Annotated in this window: 10 protein-coding genes; 8 read left to right on the forward strand and 2 right to left on the reverse strand. The window is 53.4% G+C overall.

Features of this window, described 5'->3' with window-relative positions; translation table 11 throughout:
- Nucleotides 1–78: 78 nt before the first annotated feature.
- Nucleotides 79–3,024 (forward strand): M16 family metallopeptidase, encoded by a 2,946-nt coding sequence (locus EHT87_RS20105; protein WP_124908459.1) that lies wholly within the window; start codon nucleotides 79–81, stop codon nucleotides 3,022–3,024.
- Here EHT87_RS20105 and EHT87_RS20110 read toward each other — a convergent pair.
- Nucleotides 3,021–4,508, reverse strand: coding sequence for a cellulose synthase family protein (locus tag EHT87_RS20110; RefSeq protein ID WP_124908460.1), 1,488 nt, complete (start codon nucleotides 4,506–4,508; stop codon nucleotides 3,021–3,023). The genes EHT87_RS20105 and EHT87_RS20110 overlap by 4 nt on opposite strands.
- 476 nt (nucleotides 4,509–4,984) lie before the next feature.
- On the opposite strand from EHT87_RS20110, the gene EHT87_RS20115 reads away from it, so the two are divergent.
- From EHT87_RS20115 to EHT87_RS20140, 6 genes are all read left to right on the forward strand, one after another.
- Nucleotides 4,985–8,149 carry a SusC/RagA family TonB-linked outer membrane protein gene (locus EHT87_RS20115; RefSeq protein WP_229321194.1) on the forward strand — a complete coding sequence of 1,055 codons (3,165 nt, stop codon included), beginning with the start codon at nucleotides 4,985–4,987 and terminating at the stop codon, nucleotides 8,147–8,149.
- Nucleotides 8,150–8,176: 27 nt separating this feature from the next.
- Nucleotides 8,177–9,796: a RagB/SusD family nutrient uptake outer membrane protein gene (locus EHT87_RS20120; RefSeq protein WP_124908462.1), complete on the forward strand. Its 1,620-nt coding sequence runs from the start codon at nucleotides 8,177–8,179 to the stop codon at nucleotides 9,794–9,796.
- A gap of 179 nt (nucleotides 9,797–9,975) precedes the next feature.
- The gene (locus tag EHT87_RS20125; RefSeq protein WP_124908463.1) at nucleotides 9,976–11,229 is read left to right on the forward strand and encodes an SGNH/GDSL hydrolase family protein; all 1,254 of its coding nucleotides are present in this window, start codon (nucleotides 9,976–9,978) and stop codon (nucleotides 11,227–11,229) included.
- Between the two features lie 9 nt (nucleotides 11,230–11,238).
- Nucleotides 11,239–14,721 (forward strand): PVC-type heme-binding CxxCH protein, encoded by a 3,483-nt coding sequence (locus tag EHT87_RS20130; RefSeq protein ID WP_229321196.1) that lies wholly within the window; start codon nucleotides 11,239–11,241, stop codon nucleotides 14,719–14,721.
- 56 nt (nucleotides 14,722–14,777) lie between these two features.
- Nucleotides 14,778–15,752: a hypothetical protein gene (locus EHT87_RS20135; RefSeq protein ID WP_229321199.1), complete on the forward strand. Its 975-nt coding sequence runs from the start codon at nucleotides 14,778–14,780 to the stop codon at nucleotides 15,750–15,752.
- Nucleotides 15,753–15,828: 76 nt separating this feature from the next.
- Nucleotides 15,829–16,446 carry an SGNH/GDSL hydrolase family protein gene (locus tag EHT87_RS20140; RefSeq protein ID WP_124908885.1) on the forward strand — a complete coding sequence of 206 codons (618 nt, stop codon included), beginning with the start codon at nucleotides 15,829–15,831 and terminating at the stop codon, nucleotides 16,444–16,446.
- Nucleotides 16,447–16,448: 2 nt separating this feature from the next.
- Here the strand turns inward: EHT87_RS20140 and EHT87_RS20145 are convergent, their stop codons facing one another.
- Entirely contained in the window at nucleotides 16,449–17,390 is a 942-nt protein-coding gene (locus tag EHT87_RS20145; RefSeq protein WP_229321203.1) for a toxin-antitoxin system YwqK family antitoxin, read from the reverse strand.
- Between the two features lie 104 nt (nucleotides 17,391–17,494).
- Between EHT87_RS20145 and fcl the strand changes: the two genes are divergently transcribed.
- Nucleotides 17,495–18,436, forward strand: a complete 942-nt coding sequence (gene fcl, locus EHT87_RS20150; RefSeq protein WP_124908465.1) for a GDP-L-fucose synthase — start codon at nucleotides 17,495–17,497, stop codon at nucleotides 18,434–18,436.
- Nucleotides 18,437–18,438 lie beyond the last annotated feature (2 nt).

The raw sequence follows: 18,438 nt of genomic DNA on the forward strand, positions 1-18,438 counted from the left end.
GTTCCATCCGCTGAATCGCAACGGCGACCCGGCCGTGTTCCCATCCCAAATTACAACCTGAGTTTACTTCCCTCAAAAATGAAACAATTCCTGTTATCGCTGAGCCTTTTGGTGGCAATCGTGCCGTCGGCAATGGCCCAGAAAGTCGGCACGGCTACCGAATGGAAAACCGCTACCAGCAACGGCTACATGTACCGCTACGTTACCAACGACCCGATGCAAACCCGGTTTTATACCCTCAAAAACAAGCTGACGGTTATTCTCAGCGTCAATAAAAAAGAGCCGCGCATCTTCACTTTTATACCGACCCGCGCCGGGTCCAACACCGATCCGCGGACCAATACCGGGCTGGCGCATTACCTCGAACACATGCTGTTCAAAGGCACCGACCAGTACGGCAGCCTGGACTGGGCGAAGGAAAAACCGCTGCTCGACCAGATCGATGCGCTCTACGAGCGGTATAACAAAACGACGGATACGGTTCAGCGGAAAGCCATTTACCGGGAAATCGACCAGAAATCGGGCGAGGCCGCTCAATTTGCCATTGCCAATGAGTACGATAAAATGACGGCCAACATGGGCGCGCAAAATTCCAATGCGTTTACCAGTTATGAGGTGACGTGTTACCTCGAAGATATTCCGGCCAACGCCCTCGACCGCTACCTGACCTTGCAGGCCGAGCGGTTCCGGAATCCCGTGCTGCGCATTTTTCATACTGAACTGGAAGCGGTTTACGAAGAAAAAAACCGGAGTCTGGACAACGACCCCTGGAAGGTGGAAGAAACGCTGATGGCGGCTTTGTTTCCGGTGCATAACTACGGTCAGCAGACCACCATCGGGACGGTGGAGCACCTCAAAAATCCGTCGCTGATCGAAATCCGGAACTACTTTAACAATTATTACGTGCCCAATAACATGGCCATCATCATGGCGGGCGATCTGAACCCGGATGAAGTGATCCGGAAAATTGACGAGAAATTCAGCTACTGGCAGCCCAAAGAAGTAAAACTATATAATCCGGCCCCCGAAGCACCGCTGACCCAAATTCAGGTCCGGGAAGTGTTTGGCCCCACGCCCGACAACGTCCGGATTGGCTACCGGATTCCGGGCTCACTCGATGTGAAAGCGTCGCTGCTGGCGACGCTGGCCGACGAAGTGATGTCGAACTCGGCGGCCGGTTTGATCGACCTCAACCTGAACAAACAGCAGAAAATTCTGGGGGGCGGTTCGACCATCGAAAAATTGAAAGATTACTCCGTCTGGACGATGTCGGGCCGGCCCAAAAAAGGACAAACGCTTGAAGAAGTGAAGGATTTGCTCATTGGTCAGGTGGAGAAGTTGAAACGGGGTGAATTCGACGAAAAAATCCTGCGGGCCATTGTCAACAACTACAAACTCAATGCCATTCGCGCCCTGGAAAACAATTATAGCCGGGTGGCTCCGATGCTGGATGCGTTTGTCAATGACAAGGGCGAAAGCTGGGTTAACTACACGCGTCGCCTGGAAGAAATGAGTAAAATCACCAAAAAGGACGTGATGGCTTTTGCCAATCAGTGGTTTAAAGACAATTACGTAATTGTGTATAAACGCAAAGGGGAGGACAAAAACATCCAGAAAGTAGAAAAACCGGCCATTACGCCCGTTGCCACCAATACCGACAAGCAGTCGCCATTTTTGCGGACTGTCAACGAAATTCCGATGGCGCCGATCAAACCGGTCTGGCTCGATTACAAGAAAGACGTGAAGCGCGGCAAAGCCGGAATGGCGGATGTGCTGTATGCGGCCAATGTGGAAAACGAGATTTTCCGGCTCGGATACCGGTTGAAAATGGGGACCTATCACAGTAAACTGCTGGGGCTGGCAACGCAATACCTGGCTTTTCTGAGCACGGATAAACTGAGCGCCGAGCAGGTGAGCACCGAGTTTTATAACCTGGCGTGTGCGTATTCCATTCAGGCCGGAAACGAGTATACGACCATTCGGCTGAGTGGCTTACAGGAAAATTTCGAACCGGCGGTGAAACTGCTCGAAACGCTGCTGAGAACCTGCAAACCCGATGAAAAAGCGCTGGAAGAACTCAAAGGGCGGATGCTGAAACAGCGTTCCGACGCCAAACTGAGCAAAGAGTCGATTATGCAGGGCTTGATGCAATACGCGCAGTATGGCCCTAAAAACCCGTTCAACAACCAGTTGACCAACGATGAACTGCAAAAAGTGACGGCCACGGAGTTGGTGGCTTTCATTCATAACCTGGTCAATCTGCCGCACCAGATCATTTACTACGGTCCGAAGCCGCTGGCGGCCTTTGAAAAAGAGATTATACCGTTGCATAAACTGCCTGCTGCTTTCGCCACTGTTCCCCAAAAACAACCCTTCAGGCAGGTGCCGCAGAGCGAAAACCAGGTGCTGTTTGCGGACTATGACATGGTGCAGTCCGAAATTTCGTGGGTGCGCAACACCCGGGCGTTCGATCCGGCCCAAACGCCCATCGTTGAGTTTTTCAATAATTACTTCGGGGGCGGTATGGCCTCGGTGGTTTTCCAGACGCTCCGCGAGTCGAAAGCGCTGGCCTATTCGACGTATGCTTATTACGGCACGCCCGACAAAAAAGATGAACAATACACGCTGGTGGGCTACATTGGCAGTCAGGCCGATAAACTGCCCGAAGCCGTTGCCGGGATGAACGACTTGCTGAACGCGCTGCCCGAATCGCCGGTGGCGCTGGATGCGGCCCGGAAAGGGATGAAAAAAGGGTACGAAACGGAGCGGATTCTACAGGATGCGGTTATTTACAGTTACCTGGCCGCCCAGGAAAAAGGCCTCGATTACGACGAGCGCCAGAAAATTTACGACGCCCTCGACCAGCTCAGCTACTCCGACCTCAAGAAGTTCAGTGATGAGCAGTTGGCCAACAAACCGTATACGTACTGCATTGTGGCCTCGGAAAAGCGGGTGAATCCGGAGCAGCTGACCAAATACGGTACCGTTAAAAAAGTGTCGCTGGAAGAAATTTTCGGGTATTAGCCTTTGATTCGTGCATGAATCAGGCTGTATAAAAATACAAGCCCGAAGCCGGCGGCCAGCATGACATGGAAAATCAACATATTGTATTGGTGGAAATAAAACCCCAGACCAATACCGAACAGAAAATACAGCATCAGAACACCTTCCGAGAAGGTTAGCCAGTTGAGGGTGGGCGCCAGATCGATGCGCAGGTATTTATTGCTGCGCCAGTTTTCGCCGTCGGCTTTTACGTTGAATTTTGGCGTTCGGACAAAGGGCGTTTTCCGACCGGCAAACCCTTCAATGACGGCAATGGTGTTGTGCAGCGACAAGCCCATCATCAGGGAAGAATACATCGGAAAATAATAAAGTCCCAGCTGTTCGAGCTTCCCCTTTCGCTCCAGCCAGAACGGAATCCCGTAAAAAAGCAGCAGGATGAGCAGGTTGAGCTGAAAAAAGCCGAGCAGCAGGAACACCGATTGGTATTCCGGATGGCGAACCCGAATGTACAATACCGGTACGCTCAGCAAGCCGAGCAGCAGAATGAGAATAAACGTTGAACTGCTGAGCAGATGAAAAAAAGCGTGTAGTTTGATCCGAAACGGCACATGCGGAGCGCGTAACATCGTCAGCATCAGCTTTCGGGCACATTCGGCCGCCCCTTTCATCCAGCGGTATTGCTGCGATTTGAGCGCATTCATCGCCACCGGCAACTCGGCCGGAGAGCCAATATCTTCACGATACACAAACTGCCAGCCTTTCAGCTGGGCGCGGTAGCTCAGATCCAGATCTTCGGTTAGGGTGTCACTGCTCCAACTGCCCGCGTCGAGGATGGCTGCTTTTCGCCAGACCCCGGCTGTTCCGTTGAAATTCATGAAATATCCCTCCGCATTGCGTCCGCCCTGTTCAACAAAAAAATGGGCATTGAGCCCAAAAGCTTGTAGTTGCGTTAATATCGAATAATCTTCATTGAGGTGCGTCCAGCGGGTTTGTACAATGCCGACTTTCGGATTTTCAAAATGCGGAATGACCTTGAGCAGAAAATCCGGCTCCGGCATGAAGTCGGCATCAAAAATGGCCATGAATTCGCCTTTCGCCCGTTCCAGCCCGTACGCCAGGGCACCCGCTTTAAACCCTTTCCGTTCCGGTCGGCGGATGTGTTGAATATCAATCCCCAGCAGCTGATACTGCGCCACTTTATCAGCAATGATCCCGACGGTTTCATCCGTTGAATCATCCAGCACCTGAATTTCAAACCGGGAACGCGGATAGTTCAGATCGACCACCGAGTCGATGAGCCGGGCGGCTACATACAGCTCATTATAAACCGGAAGCTGCACGGTTACGTACGGGAGGGTTTCGGTCTGGGGCTCTGAATACGCCCTGAAAGAGGCTTTTTTGCGTTTGGAACGCAGGTAACTGAAAATCAAACTTAATTGTCCACAATTGTACGCAAACAACAACAGCAGAACTAACGCATAAATCGCTAAAATAAACACTTCCATTCTTCCATCCTCCCTTTAAATCAACTCCGGGAGAACTCCGGGATTCGTTTTTTGTTTGCCGCAGAAAAATATCTTTATCAGAAGGTCCAAAGCGGTGAAATCCGTAGCCGATTGGCCTTAAAAGATAAGATTTCGAATTCTTTACATGATAGTATGAGTAAATGTGTAGCCAGATTTCTTTTAGTAGAAAAAGGCAATAAAATAGACGATTGTTTTAAAATCAAAGCCGCGAATTCGCTCTGAAAACAAGCCGCCAATACCGTATCGTCCACCTCAATTGACCTTGAATGGGCGTACGGCCCGGTCAATCTTCAACTGTAAACAGGAGCTGCCTAGACAGCAGATTGGCCATCATCTGGCACAAACTCCAATTTTCCACGTGTATCTTTTAATTCTTAACTAAAACCAACGGTGTGAAAAAAAGTCGCCATTTATGGCGGCAGTATGTACTGACTAACAACCCTTTACTGATTATTATGAAACGTAAATTTCTACTATCCACATGGCCATCGGCCACTCGAAAAATGGCCTGCGTACTCCTGCATATAGCCGTGAGTACCCCGATTCTGGCCCATTCTGCTGGCTCCGTTCCGGCCCATTCAAGCCTGGCCGCGGTTGTTGATGAGTCGATTTCGGGGAAAATAACCGACGAAAAAGGCGAGGGCCTGCCGGGCGTGAGCCTGATCGTCAAAGGCACCACCCGGGGCACGACAACCGACAACAACGGTCAGTATAAGTTAACCGTACCCGACGGAAAAGCCGTCCTGATTGTGAGTTTTGTGGGCTACCAGCGGCAGGAAATTACCATCAACAACCGGTCGGTCATCGATATTCAGCTGGCTGTCGATGACAAGAGCCTGGAAGAAGTGGTGGTGGTTGGGTATGGAGTTCAGAAAAAAGTGAACCTGACCGGTGCGGTCTCGACCATCGACTCGAAAGCCCTCGAAAACCGCCCCACGAGTAACCTGGCAACCGGTTTGCAGGGCGTAACACCGGGTCTGATCATCACCCGTCAGAACGGCCAGCCCGGCCGCGAAAACATTGCCATTCAGATTCGGGGGGCTACGTCTGCCAACGGAAACGTGAACCCGCTGGTGTTGCTCGATGGCGTGAGCGTGCCGATCAGCACGATGCAAACTATGAACCCCAACGATGTCGAAAGCATCAGCGTGCTGAAAGATGCCGCTGCGGCCGCCATTTACGGCGCTCAGGCAGCTGGCGGGGTTATTCTGATCACCACCAAAAAAGGGAAATCCGGAAAAGTGACGTTCGATTACCTGGCGCAACAGGGCGTCGACTGGGGAATCAACATTCCGGGCCGGATGTCACTTCTGGAAGAGGCCCAGTTTTCCAACCTCGCCCGCATCAATTCGGGTAGTGCGCCGGAATACACCGACCTCGAAATGGAAAACATCCGGAACGGCGTTCCCTACAGCGTCAATCCGGCCGATACCAGCACGTATCTCTATTACAACCAGACTCCGATTGCCAAAAGCGTTCTGCGGAGATACACCTCCATGTCGACCCACAACCTGACGGCGCGGGGCGGTACGGACAAGTTGAACTTCCTGCTTTCGGGCGGTTATTACAACAAGCAGGGCGTTTTCAAGGTCGGTTCCGATAATTACAAGCGGTATAATCTGCGGCTTAATCTGGGTTCGCAACTGACCAAACACATTTCGCTCGACAGCCGGCTTTCGTATTCGAACGAGCGCACGAAAAGCCCATCGACCGATGCCAACAACAGTGGGTTGATGTACCAGGTGCTGCGTTCCCGCACCCGAAACCCCATGTTTACGCCCGAAGGCCGGTACAATACCGCCAACGGAACCTATGCAACCCTGGCCGAAGGCGGGTATGACAACTACAACCGGAATTTTTTCGATGGCGTGTTCACGATGACAGCCGCCAATTTTGTGAAGGGCCTGCAACTGCGGGCGGTGGCCGGAACGCAATACCGCCGGGGTGACCGGCAGATTTTCTTCCGCACCGTGCCTCTGTGGGCTAAATCGAAGGTGGCCAGCTACATCAACCAGATCAATTCGTACGAAATCCGAAACGAGCTGACCAAAAATACCAACATCCAGTTTCTGGCGAACTACGATTTTAAACTGGGCGAGAAGCATAATTTCGGCTTCTTTGCGGGCTATCAGTGGGAAGCGTATCGGGAAGACAACCTGTTCTCGAAAGCAACCAACCTGGTCAGCAACGACCTGCCGACGCTGAACCTGGGCGACGATAAAACCAAGAGCAACGGCCAGACCATCAACACCTACGCGTTTCAGTCGGTATTTGGACGCTTCAATTACAACTACGATGACAAATACCTGCTGGAGGCTACCCTGCGACTGGATGAAAGTTCGAAACTGGCCCCGGGCCTGCGGCAGAAGTTTTTCCCGGCGGCTTCGGTGGGCTGGAACGTACACCGCGAATCCTGGTTTAGCGATGCCGTGCCGTTTGTTTCCGAGCTGAAGCTGCGCGGGTCCTGGGGCCGTCTCGGTGGCGCTTTAGGCTCGACCATTGGTTACTACGACTACCTCAGCCAGTTGACGCGCGGCAATGCCCTGGTGTTGGGTGACTCGCGGACTTCGTACATCTATCAGGGCTCCATTCCGTCGGCCAATCTGTCGTGGGAAACCATCGAAACCACCAACGGCGGTCTGGATCTGGGCTTTTTCCAGAACCGCCTTCAGTTCAGTGGCGATTATTACGTGAAGTTTAACCGCAACATGCTGACGGCGCAGCAGTTACCGGGTACCATCGGGATTGGAACGCCCCGCAAAAATACCGGTGAGCTGAAATCGTGGGGCTGGGAAACCGAAATTCGCTACCGGGATCGCATTGGCAAGGACTTCACGTATTCGGTGGCCGTCAATTTGTCGGACAACAACAACCGGCTCATCAGTTTCTCCAACCGCAACGTGGTTGGTTCCGGCACCAACGGCCTGATCGAAGGCTATCCGCTGAACACCATCTGGGGGTATGAAACGGCGGGCTATTTCCAGACTGCCGACGAAGTGAAAGGCTGGGCTTTTCAGGACAACCGGACCGGGGTGGGTGATGTCAAATACGTCGACAAAGATGGCGACAAGCGGCTGTCGGTCGGGAAAGGAACCGTGGCCGATCATGGCGATCTGGTGCTGCTGGGAACGACCAACCCCCGCTATCTTTTCGGCGTAACACTGGGAGCGCAGTGGAAAGGCTTCGATCTGTCGGTTTTTGTTCAGGGCGTGGGCAAGCGGAGCTACCGGTCGACGGCCGAATCCATCGCACCCTTGCTGGTAACGTGGAAGCAGCCGCTGGCGATTCACCGCGACTATTGGACGCCCGAAAACCAGGACGCCCTGTTCCCACGGCCTTATACCGGTGCCACGCACAACTATGTTTCGTCTGACAAATGGACACTGAATGCGAGTTACGCCCGGTTGAAAAACATTCAGGTTGGCTACACCCTGCCAGCAACGCTGACGCAAAAGCTTAAGATTTCGCGGGCGCGGTTCTTTTTTTCCGGACAGGATATCCTGACCATTTCCGGTCTGGGAGCCTTCCAGGGCTATTTCGATCCGGAAACCCGCGATGGCGTTGAGAACGACTATCCATTTTTTGCCACAGCTTCGCTGGGTCTGAATGTATCGTTCTAATTTTCAATGGTTTAAAGAGACTTTCTTATGAAATTGCCTATAAAAAACACCCTGTTTACGGCCTTGCTGCTGACCGGTCTGGCCGCCTGTGAAGTCGATCGGTTGCCCGAAACGAACATCAGTGATGAAACCTTCTGGAAGACAGAATCGGACATCAAAACCGCTAATAACTACCTGTATACGTTTTTGCCCGCTTTTAATACGGAGGATAACTGGTCGGACGATGCTTTTGGTCTGGCTTCCAATAACATCAGCGACGGTTCGCGGCTGGCTCCGGCAACGGCTACTGGTGATTACAACACACCATACAACCTGATTCGGGCGGCTAATAACATCCTGGAAAAAGCCCCCCGTGCTGCCGGGGCGGTTACGCCCGCAACGCTGGACCGGTATCTGGCCGAAGCCCGGTTTTTCCGGGCCTGGTCGTATTTTTCACTGGTGCAGAAATACGGCGGTGTGCCACTCATTCTGAAGACGTTGACCGATACGTCGCCGGAACTGGTTACACCCGCGGCAACCCGGGACGAAGTTCTGGCCCAAATTTATCAGGATCTTGATTTTGCCGCTCAGAAACTGCCCACACCCACGGCGCTGGGGGCGGCTGATTATGGGCGCATCTCCAACACGGCGGCACTCGCTTTCAAGGCGCGGGTGGCGCTGTTTGAAGGAACCCGGGCGAAGTTTCATAAATACGGCGAACCCACCAAACACCTGACGCTGGCCGTCGCAGCGGCTAAGGCCGTGATCGACAGCAAGGAACACGATTTGTTCAGCAATTATTTCAACCTGTTCCAACTGGCTGGCGAAGGGCGTCAAAACCGGGAAAACATCATCGTTCGGCAGTATGGCGTATCCAATACGGATCGGGTTTCGACCCACGCCTATTTCAGAAGCAGCCTGGAAACGGGGAACATGAATCCAACCCGCAGCCTGGCCGATTCGTATTTGATGAAAGACGGTTTGCCGATTACAAAATCGCCTTTGTACAAGGCCCCGGTTAAATCGGTGGATGTTTTTGCCAATCGGGATACGCGCATGAGCGACACGTTTTTGAAAGCCGGTGATCCGTATATGACCACCAAACCGGTTTTTGATATTGCCAATCTGGTTTTCAACAAAACCGGGTTTACGTTCCGCAAATACGCCAACATCGACGACTGGAACACGCAGGCATCGACCATCGACCGGGCTCTGCTCCGCTATGCGGAAGTGCTGGTTACCTATGCCGAGGCCAAATACGAACTGGACGGGGCCATCACCGACGCCGACCTGGATCTGACCATCAACCGGCTCCGGGCGCGGGGTGGCGTTGCTAAGCTCACCAATGCGCTGGTTACGGCCAATGCGCTCGACATGCGGGAGGAAATCCGGCGCGAACGCCGGGTTGAACTGGCGCAGGAAGGCTTCCGCTACTGGGACCTCATCCGCTGGAAAACCGCCGAAACCGAGCTGACCAAACCGGTGCTGGGTAACTACTTCTTTAAATCCGAATACGTATCGTCGACGGTCAATCTGACGCCGGATAATTACATCCTGGTGCAGGCTGCCAGCTTCCGCAAGTTCGATCCGGCCAAGGACTACCTCTGGCCGTTCCCGGTGAATGAAATTGCCCTGAATCCGGAGCTGAAACAGAATCCGGGCTGGTAAACTAGTGTGAGAACGTGCAGGCTGTGGGCTTACCCGGATTGGGAAGGTCCACAGCCTTTTTTTGGAAGGCCAACGGAGCCGGCGGGCGGCTCCGTTGCTTGTCAAACCCGTCGATATTTTTCCTTAAAAAGGTGATTATTAAACCAATTAAGCCAATATTCGCAGTAAAATAAAAATGCATGAGAAAGATTAAGGTATCGGTCACGCTTGGTTGTATTTTCGTCCTATTGCTTTCCTTCACCAACGAATTTGCGGTTGCTCAAACCCCGACCCAACGGGTTACAGACGCTCCCAATTCTGCTTTTGAACTCAAAAATGGCGACCGGGTGGTTTTTCTGGGCAACTCGCTGTTCGAGAATGATTTTCAGTATGGATACCTGGAGCTGGCCCTGACCACCCGCTGGCCCGACCGGGACGTTACCTTCCGCAACCTGGGCTGGACCGGCGATGATGTGTACGGCGTGGCCCGGAGTACGATTACGAACCCGCCCACTGGCTACGAATTGCTGCTGGGCGAACTCACGAAAGCAAAGCCCACCGTTGTTTTTCTGGCCTATGGCGGGGTTGAAGCCGAAGCCGGCGAGGCCGGTCTGCCCGTTTTTAAGGAAGGAGTAACGAAACTGCTCGACAAAATCGACCAGCTGGGTGCAAAAGCCATTCTGTTGTCGCCCATTCCGGTAATTTCCGCCGATTCGGCCCAGAACCGGGCGAAGCGCAATGCCATGCTGGAGGTGTATGCTTCGGCGATTGCCAAAATCGCTGCCGAGCGCGGCAAGCGGTTTATCGATCTGTTCAAACCGATTCAGGAGATCAGCCAAAAGGCCGTTCTGACGGAAAATGGCATTCACCTGAACGAAACCGGCTACTATTACCTCACGACCACGCTGGAAAAAAGCCTGGGACTGCCCCCGCGAACGAAACCCGTTGCGATAAGCGTTTCTAAAAATACCGCCGAAACGACGGCTCCGGCTAAAATTCTGAATTCCGGTATGACCGACAGCGGTTTGAAATTTACGCTGGATGAAGCCATTCTGCCGCTTCCGCTGCCGCAGGAGGGTCCCGAACTAACCAATCAGGGACCCGTGATTAAAATAACCGGTTTGAAAAAAGGATTTTATACCCTTACCGCCGACGATCAGGAAGTGATTACGGCCTCGGCTAAAAACTGGGAAGACGGCGTTGAGATCAAACAGGGGCCTTCGTTTACCCAGGTCCGCGAATTGCGTCAGATGATCTTAAAAAAGAATGACCTGTTCTTTTTCCAATACCGCCCGCTGAACACGACCTACATTCTGGGCTTTCGCTCCTACGAACAAGGCCGTCACGTGAAGGGGCTGGAGGAACAAAGCATCCTTATCAAGTGGCTGGAAGGGCAAATTGCCTTAAACCGCACGCCCAAATCAAGCGTCTATCACCTTACCCTTTTAAAGTAAATGAACGTCATGAAAACGAGCGGACCGTTGAAGTTTCTCCGCCGACTAATCCTGCTTCCGGTCATTCTGCTGATTACTTCTTCCGTCAAGCAGGACGACCGCAAAGACAATCCCGATCCGGATGTAAAGCACGAACTCGAATCGTTCAAAATTGCCGACGGTTTTGAGGTAACGCTGTTTGCTGCCGAACCGCTGGTGGCCAAACCCATCCAGATGAACTGGGACGCCGACGGTCGGTTGTGGGTGGTGAGCAGTACGGCCTACCCGCACCTGAAAACCGGTGAAGAAGCGAACGACAAGATTTTTGTGCTCGAAGATACGGACGGCGACGGCAAAGCCGACAAATCAACCATTTTTGCCGAAGGATTGCTGACACCCACCGGTATTTTGCCGGGCGATGGCGGGGTTTATGTGGCCAATTCCACCGAAATACTCCACTTCGCGGATACGGACGGCGATGGCAAAGCCGATAAAAAACGCCGGATTCTGAACGGGTTTGGCACCGCCGATACGCACCACCTCATCCATACGTTCCGCTGGGGACCGGAAGGGTTGCTGTATTTCAACCAGTCCATTTACATCTACAGCCACGTCGAAACGCCCACCGGTATCAAGCGGCTGGAAGGTGGTGGCGTCTGGCAACTGAATCCCAAAAAACTCGAACTGGACATCTACGCCAAAGGCTTGATCAATCCGTGGGGCTTGCAATTTGACCGCTGGGGACAATCGTTCCTGACCGACGGCGCAGGAGGTGAAGGCATCAACTACGCGTTTCCGGGGGCCACCTTTGTCACCTCGCCGGGTGCCGCCCGCATCCTGCGGGGCTTGAATCCGGGCCAGCCCAAGCACAGCGGACTGGAAGTGATTTCCGGTCGGCACCTGCCCGAATCCTGGCAGGGCAGCGTAATTACCAACGACTTCCGGGCCAACCGCATCAACCGGTTCAAGCTGGAAGAACAGGGCAGCGGGTATGCCTCCAAGCAGGTCGAGGATCTGTTGTGGACGGATGACGTCGCGTTTCGTCCGGTGGATATTTCCGTGGGCCCGGATGGGGCCATTTACGTAGCCGACTGGTACAACCCGATCATTCAGCACGGGGAGGTGGATTTTCACGATCCGCGCCGGGACCAGCAACATGGCCGGATCTGGCGGATTGTGGCTAAAAACCGCCCTCTGGTTAAAAAGCCGTCTTTGACCAAGGCCAGCGTGGCTGAACTGTTGGAAACGCTGAAGGTACCGGAAGACTGGACCCGTTCACAGGCCAAGCAAATTCTGAAAGCCCGCGGAGCCAAAGACGTAATTCCGGCCCTCCAGAAATGGGTGCAGGAACTGGACAAAAAGGACGCCAATTACGAGCATCATTTACTCGAAGCTCTTTGGACGTACCAAACGCTGGAGGTGGTGAACGAGCCGCTGCTGTTGAGCCTGCTGAATGCTCAAAGCCACAACGCCCGGGCTGCGGCTTTGCGCGCCCTTGAACTGTGGTCAAATAAAATAAATAACATTCCGGCCTTGCTGACTAAAGCGGTGGCCGATAAACACCCTCAGGTGCGTCTGGAAGCGGTTATTGCCCTGCGGAAAGTCAAAACGGCGGAATCGGCCCGGACGGCGTTGTCGGTGCTGGACCAGTCGATGGATGAGTTTCTGGATTATGCCCTCTGGCAAACCGTCCGGGAACTGGAACCGCAGTGGGCGAAACGGCTGAAGACCGAACCCGGTTTTTTCGGTAACGCCCGAAATACCGCCTTTGCCCTGAAATCGGCGAGCAGTCCGGAAGCGGTTTCGCAACTGGTCCAGCTGTATCAGAACGATCAGGTGCCCGAAGCATACCAGAAGGACGTGCTGGGGTCGATTGCCCGGTACGGAACGGCGGCCGATCTGGCGCTCCTGTTCGACAAAGCCGTTCAGGGAAATACCGGATCGAACAAAAGCGTTGCCGCCCAGCTGGCCGCTCTGGAAGATGCCGCCCGCCGGGGTGTGAAACCGGGCCAGAACCTGAACCGGATTACCGCTTTTATCCAGAATGAGGATGAGGCCGTAGCCACCAGCGCCATCCGGTTGGTCGGCTTGTGGCACCTGGACGAGTTGACCGGAACGCTGGTTAGCCTGGCGCGGAAAGAAGACAAAAATACCCGAAAAGCCGCCCTGGGTGCCCTGGCTACTTTGAAGAATGACCCGTCCCGAAAAGCGTTGATCGACCTGACGGGCGGAAAAAATCCGGCTGATTTGCGACTGGCTGCGGCCTCGCAACTGGTTTCGGTCGACGCTGCGGAAGCGGCCCACATTGGTACGGACCTGCTGCGGACGTTACCGGCGCAAACCGATGTGTCCGAACTTTTTCAGGCGTTTTTAACCAGCAAACCCAACGCCCGGGCACTGGCCGAAGAGTTGACCGCCCGCAAAATACCGGAAAACCGGGCCAGAGAAGGGCGGCAGATTCTGCAACGCCGGGTTCCCTACAACCTGCGCAACGACGAGGATGTGAAGCTTTTGACGAAATCGCTCGAAGCTTCGGGTGGGGTGCTGGCTCCCGAAAAAATGCCGCAGGAACTGAATGCGCAGGAGATCAGCGGTCTGGCTAAAGTGGCCAAAGAAACCGCCGACCCCGTTAAAGGAGAGCTGGTTTTCCGGAAAAGTACGCTGACGTGCCTAACGTGCCACGCAATTGGCGGAGCCGGGGGCCGCATCGGCCCGGATTTGAGTAGTCTCGGAACGAGTTCGCCCGCCGAAACCATCATCAAATCGATTCTTTACCCGAACCAGTCCATCAAAGAAGGGTACGAACTGCAACGCATTGCGAAAAAAGACGGCAGTGAACTCATGGGATACATCGTCAGCAACGGTACCTCGGAACTGGTAATGCGCGATGTTACGGGTACGGAAGTTTCGGTTCCCAAAAGCCAGATCAACGTCATTGAAAAAGTGCCGGGTTCGCTCATGCCAGCGGGTTTGACGGCCAGTCTGGACAAGGAGGAGTTTATCAACCTCGTCGGTTTTCTTTCCAAAATGGGCGAATCCGGGAAATTCCGGGTGCCTACGGCCCGGTTTGTCCGGCGCTGGAACACCGTTGCGGCCACGAAGGAGTTGACCGCAAAGATTCGCGGAGAAGGCGCCGGCTACCTCGTGAAAGAGAACGCGAAAGTATCCTTCCAACCGGCTTACAGCAAGGTTTCGGGCGAACTGCCGGTGGATGAACTGCCGGTTATCGAAGCCAATGCGAACAAACGGTATAGTTTTGTACGGTTTGAAATTGAAGTCGTCAGCAAGGGAAATGTGAATCTGGCTCTGAATTCAACGGCGGGCATTACCGCCTGGGTGGGTCAAAAACCGCTCAAACTGACCGATCGCGGCATCGTTGCCGATCTTCCGCAGGGCGTCCATGCCATCACGCTGGCCATCGACCGAAGTGTGCAGAAGGACGGGCCATTAACCGTTCAGCTACTGGATGCGGAGAACTCACCGGCGCAAACCCGATTGGTGATGGGAAGGTAACGACTGAATTTTACCAGCAACAGAGATGTAAGTGTCTTTCTAACAAAGAGTTGGCCATGAAGAGCAAAGCCGCCTGCCGCTATCCGGTCACCAAACCGTTTGAATACACCGGTTCGAGAATCCGGATTCAGAGGATGAACCACGCCGGTTTTGGGGTGACCGGGTGGCGGTATGCGCTGCTTTGGCTGCTAACGGGTGCCGTTGTGATGGCTTGCCAGAACGCACCCAAGACGGACGAACCGGAAGTAATTAACCAACCCGGTTTTCCACTGACTAACCCCACCCGCGCCCTGGTCAACACCCTGGAAGCCCGACCGCTTTGGAGTCGGTTGCTGACCTATTACCAGCGCAACAGCAGACGAAAGTCCGAATCGGTGTTGCAATACGGCGAACCGTTCATTCTTGGCTTGAAAGACAGCGTTCTGACGCTGGCGGAAAACTACAAACCGCAGACCCTGCTTTACATCAATGGCAAAGCCGCGTCGATGGCCCTGCTGGCGAAGCTGAAAATGAACTACGTCGAAGATCTTTTTATCCTGCATCAGTTTGACGGAATCGACAATCCGGATCCTCATCCGTATCGTATATTGATCCAGATCAGCGACCGATCAATGCCGCTGCTGCCGGGCCGGTATCAGCTGATGGCGCTCCTGCAGGCTTCGGCAATTTCGGATCATCCGCTGGGCACTACGCACGTGTTTACGATGAATAAACTGCTGGAAGCGACTTTTTTCGGGTATAAAAACGTGTTCGTAAAACGGACTAAAAACCAGCATTTGAAGGTTCAGGATGAGTACATCAATGATATTGCGGTTTTCATCAACGGAATTCCGGTGGATCCCAAAGAGGTGGAAACCGTGCATGTACGCGAAGTGGACCGGCTTTACACCCGCGAACGGCCGTTTACGGCCTGGATGCGAAGCAAAAAACGCGAAAACCGGTACGCGCTTTTTATCAAAACGTCGCCCAAACGGGCCCAACGCGACAGCAGCTATTACGTATTCAGTCCCTTTTATTCCGGTGATTTTTAACGCTTTGCGACGCTACGTGAACCTGATCTTTTTCCTGCTTTTCCTGGCCTGTACCCAACCCGGCACCGACGATGTTATGACGACCAACCCCACGGCCAACGCCAACTACCTCGCTCTCGGCGATTCGTATACCATTGGTGAGAGCGTTCCGGAAGCCGATCGCTGGAGCGTTCAACTGGCCGGTTTGCTGCGGAAAGAAGGGCTGAACATCACCGACCCCGACATCATCGCCCGCACCGGCTGGACCACCAGCGAATTGAGCGACGCGATCAAACAGAGCGGTAATCAGAAAACGTACCAGTTGGTTTCGCTGCTGATTGGCGTCAACAACCAGTTTCGGGGGCAAAGTCTGGAAACCTACCGAACCGAATTCCGGGCCTTGCTCCAGACCGCCATCCGGTTTGCGAACGAGAAGCCCAAGCGGGTTTTTGTCTTGTCGATCCCCGATTGGGGCGTCAGTCCGTATGCGGCAAACCGCAACCGCCAGCAGATTGCGAAAGAAATCGATGCGTTCAACGACGTGGCGCAGGAAGAATGCAAAAAAGCCGGTATTGCCTACGTCGATATTACGCCGACCTCACGCACGGCGGCCAGTGATCCATCGCAAATTGCCGAAGACAACCTGCATTTTTCGGGGAAACAATACCGCCAGTGGGCCGAGAAAGCCGCGCCGGTGGTGAAGAGTTTATTGTAGAATTACTGATCGTCCTCGGCCACTTCTTTTTCCTTCGGCCGTTCGTAGGTCACCTTTCCCTTGTCGTCCCACTCGCTGATAACGTACGGTTCAAACTCCTCGGTCCAGCGGTCGCGGCCGTATTGGGTGATTTTCTTGCGTTGCCGGCGAAACTGGTAATATTCAATCCAGCGACCGACTTTCACGCCGTTGTCATACTTGCCTTCAACGGCCAGTTGGCCGCCTTCGTAGAACGCCAGGTACTGCCCGTTGATTTTGCCAAACTCCTTCGGCAGCACTTCCTTGATTTTGGTATGTGCCGAATCGTAATACGTAATCTCGGATTCGGCGGGAAAACCGCGATCCCATTTCTGCTTGTCGAGGAGCTTGTAGTTGGCGTCGTATTTTTCCCAGCGGCCGTCTTTGGCCCCCACGTAATAGAAGCCTTCTTCGAGCAGAATTCCGTTCTGATACCGTTTATACGGCCCGTGCATGATCATGACTTTTTCCTTGTCTTTGATCAGCGACGACGAAACACGCTGGGCTTTGGGATCGAACCAATAGGTTTCGCGGACGTACGGATTGGGTTGCCGGTATTGCTTCAAAACCGTAAATTTCTCGATGATGGTCCGGTCGCCACTGCCAAACTTGGTATACTGTTCAACAATCGGCAGGCCCTCGTATTCCGTCCGCGACAGTTTTTGTTTCTTCCGCCGTTCGGCTTTATCCTTCTGGTCTTTTTTGAATTGCTGTACTTTCAGACCCAGATCCGGCAGGGTTTCACTCACCAGATTGTCGACACCGGTCGGTACCAGCGACGGCCCCGATTTGTCGGATTTCTTCGACTTCTTCGTAACCGGGGCTTGTGACGTCGTGAATGAGTTTTCGACGGGCGAGGTAGTGGTTTGCGCCGTTCCTGTCAGCCAGCTACCCAGTAATAACCCAAGTATCGTAATTCGTTTCATGCAGCAATAAATCCCATTCGGATTGACCGTATAATGGGAACGCTTTTGATCTGGTTTTATTTTCTCAGAAACCGTGCCTAACTTTAGTACTAAATTACTGAATTGTGGAAAAAGACGCTAAAATATACGTAGCCGGCCACCGGGGCATGGTCGGGTCGGCCATCGTTCGGAAACTTCAGTCGGAAGGATTCGAAAATCTGTTGTTTCGCACCTCGTCTGAACTGGATTTACGCAACCAGGCGGCCGTTGAAGATTTTTTTCAAACCGAAAAGCCGGATTATGTCGTACTGGCCGCAGCAAAAGTAGGCGGTATTGTGGCAAATAATACCTATCGCGCTGAGTTTCTGTACGATAATTTGCTGATCGAAGCCCATATCATTCACAACGCCTACGTGACGGGCGTAAAAAAACTGCTGTTTCTGGGGTCATCCTGCATTTATCCGAAACTGGCTCCGCAGCCGTTGAAAGAGGAATACCTGCTGAGCGGTTTTCTGGAGCCAACCAATGAACCTTACGCCATCGCTAAAATAACCGGTATTAAACTCTGCGAAGCTTACCGGAGCCAGTACGGTTGTAACTTCATTTCGGCGATGCCAACCAACCTGTACGGACCGAACGACAACTACGATTTGCAGGGATCACACGTTCTGCCGGCCTTGATCCGCAAATTTCACGAAGCGAAAGTCAACAGCCAGCCGTTTGTGGAAGTGTGGGGAACAGGCACACCGCGCCGGGAATTTCTGCACGCCGACGACCTGGCCGACGCCTGTTTTTTCCTGATGCAAAACTACGACGAAGCGCTGTTTGTCAACGTCGGAACCGGCGAAGACGTCACGATTCGGGAACTGGTGGAACAGGTGCAGCAGGTGGTGGGCTACGAAGGCGAAATCCGCTGGAACACCGACCGGCCCGACGGAACCCCCCGCAAACTAATGGATGTGTCGCGGCTCCACGACATGGGCTGGAAACACACGACAGAACTCAAAGACGGCCTGGAACGCACGTATCAGGACTTCCTGGCCAACGTGGAATTGTATGTGGAGTGATT

The sequence above is a fragment of the Larkinella knui genome, from assembly GCF_003858645.1.
Classification (GTDB): Bacteria; Bacteroidota; Bacteroidia; order Cytophagales; family Spirosomataceae; genus Larkinella; species Larkinella knui.

What these genes read in the sequence shown, in the direction of transcription:
- EHT87_RS20140 (WP_124908885.1), top strand. Translation starts at nt 15,829, where the DNA reads ATGACGACCAACCCCACGGCCAACGCCAACTACCTCGCTCTCGGCGAT.
- EHT87_RS20135 (WP_229321199.1), top strand. Translation starts at nt 14,778, where the DNA reads ATGAAGAGCAAAGCCGCCTGCCGCTATCCGGTCACCAAACCGTTTGAA.
- EHT87_RS20120 (WP_124908462.1), top strand. Translation starts at nt 8,177, where the DNA reads ATGAAATTGCCTATAAAAAACACCCTGTTTACGGCCTTGCTGCTGACC.
- EHT87_RS20115 (WP_229321194.1), top strand. Translation starts at nt 4,985, where the DNA reads ATGAAACGTAAATTTCTACTATCCACATGGCCATCGGCCACTCGAAAA.
- EHT87_RS20130 (WP_229321196.1), top strand. Translation starts at nt 11,239, where the DNA reads ATGAAAACGAGCGGACCGTTGAAGTTTCTCCGCCGACTAATCCTGCTT.
- EHT87_RS20145 (WP_229321203.1), bottom strand. Translation starts at nt 17,390, where the DNA reads ATGAAACGAATTACGATACTTGGGTTATTACTGGGTAGCTGGCTGACA.
- EHT87_RS20125 (WP_124908463.1), top strand. Translation starts at nt 9,976, where the DNA reads ATGAGAAAGATTAAGGTATCGGTCACGCTTGGTTGTATTTTCGTCCTA.
- EHT87_RS20110 (WP_124908460.1), bottom strand. Translation starts at nt 4,508, where the DNA reads ATGGAAGTGTTTATTTTAGCGATTTATGCGTTAGTTCTGCTGTTGTTG.
- EHT87_RS20105 (WP_124908459.1), top strand. Translation starts at nt 79, where the DNA reads ATGAAACAATTCCTGTTATCGCTGAGCCTTTTGGTGGCAATCGTGCCG.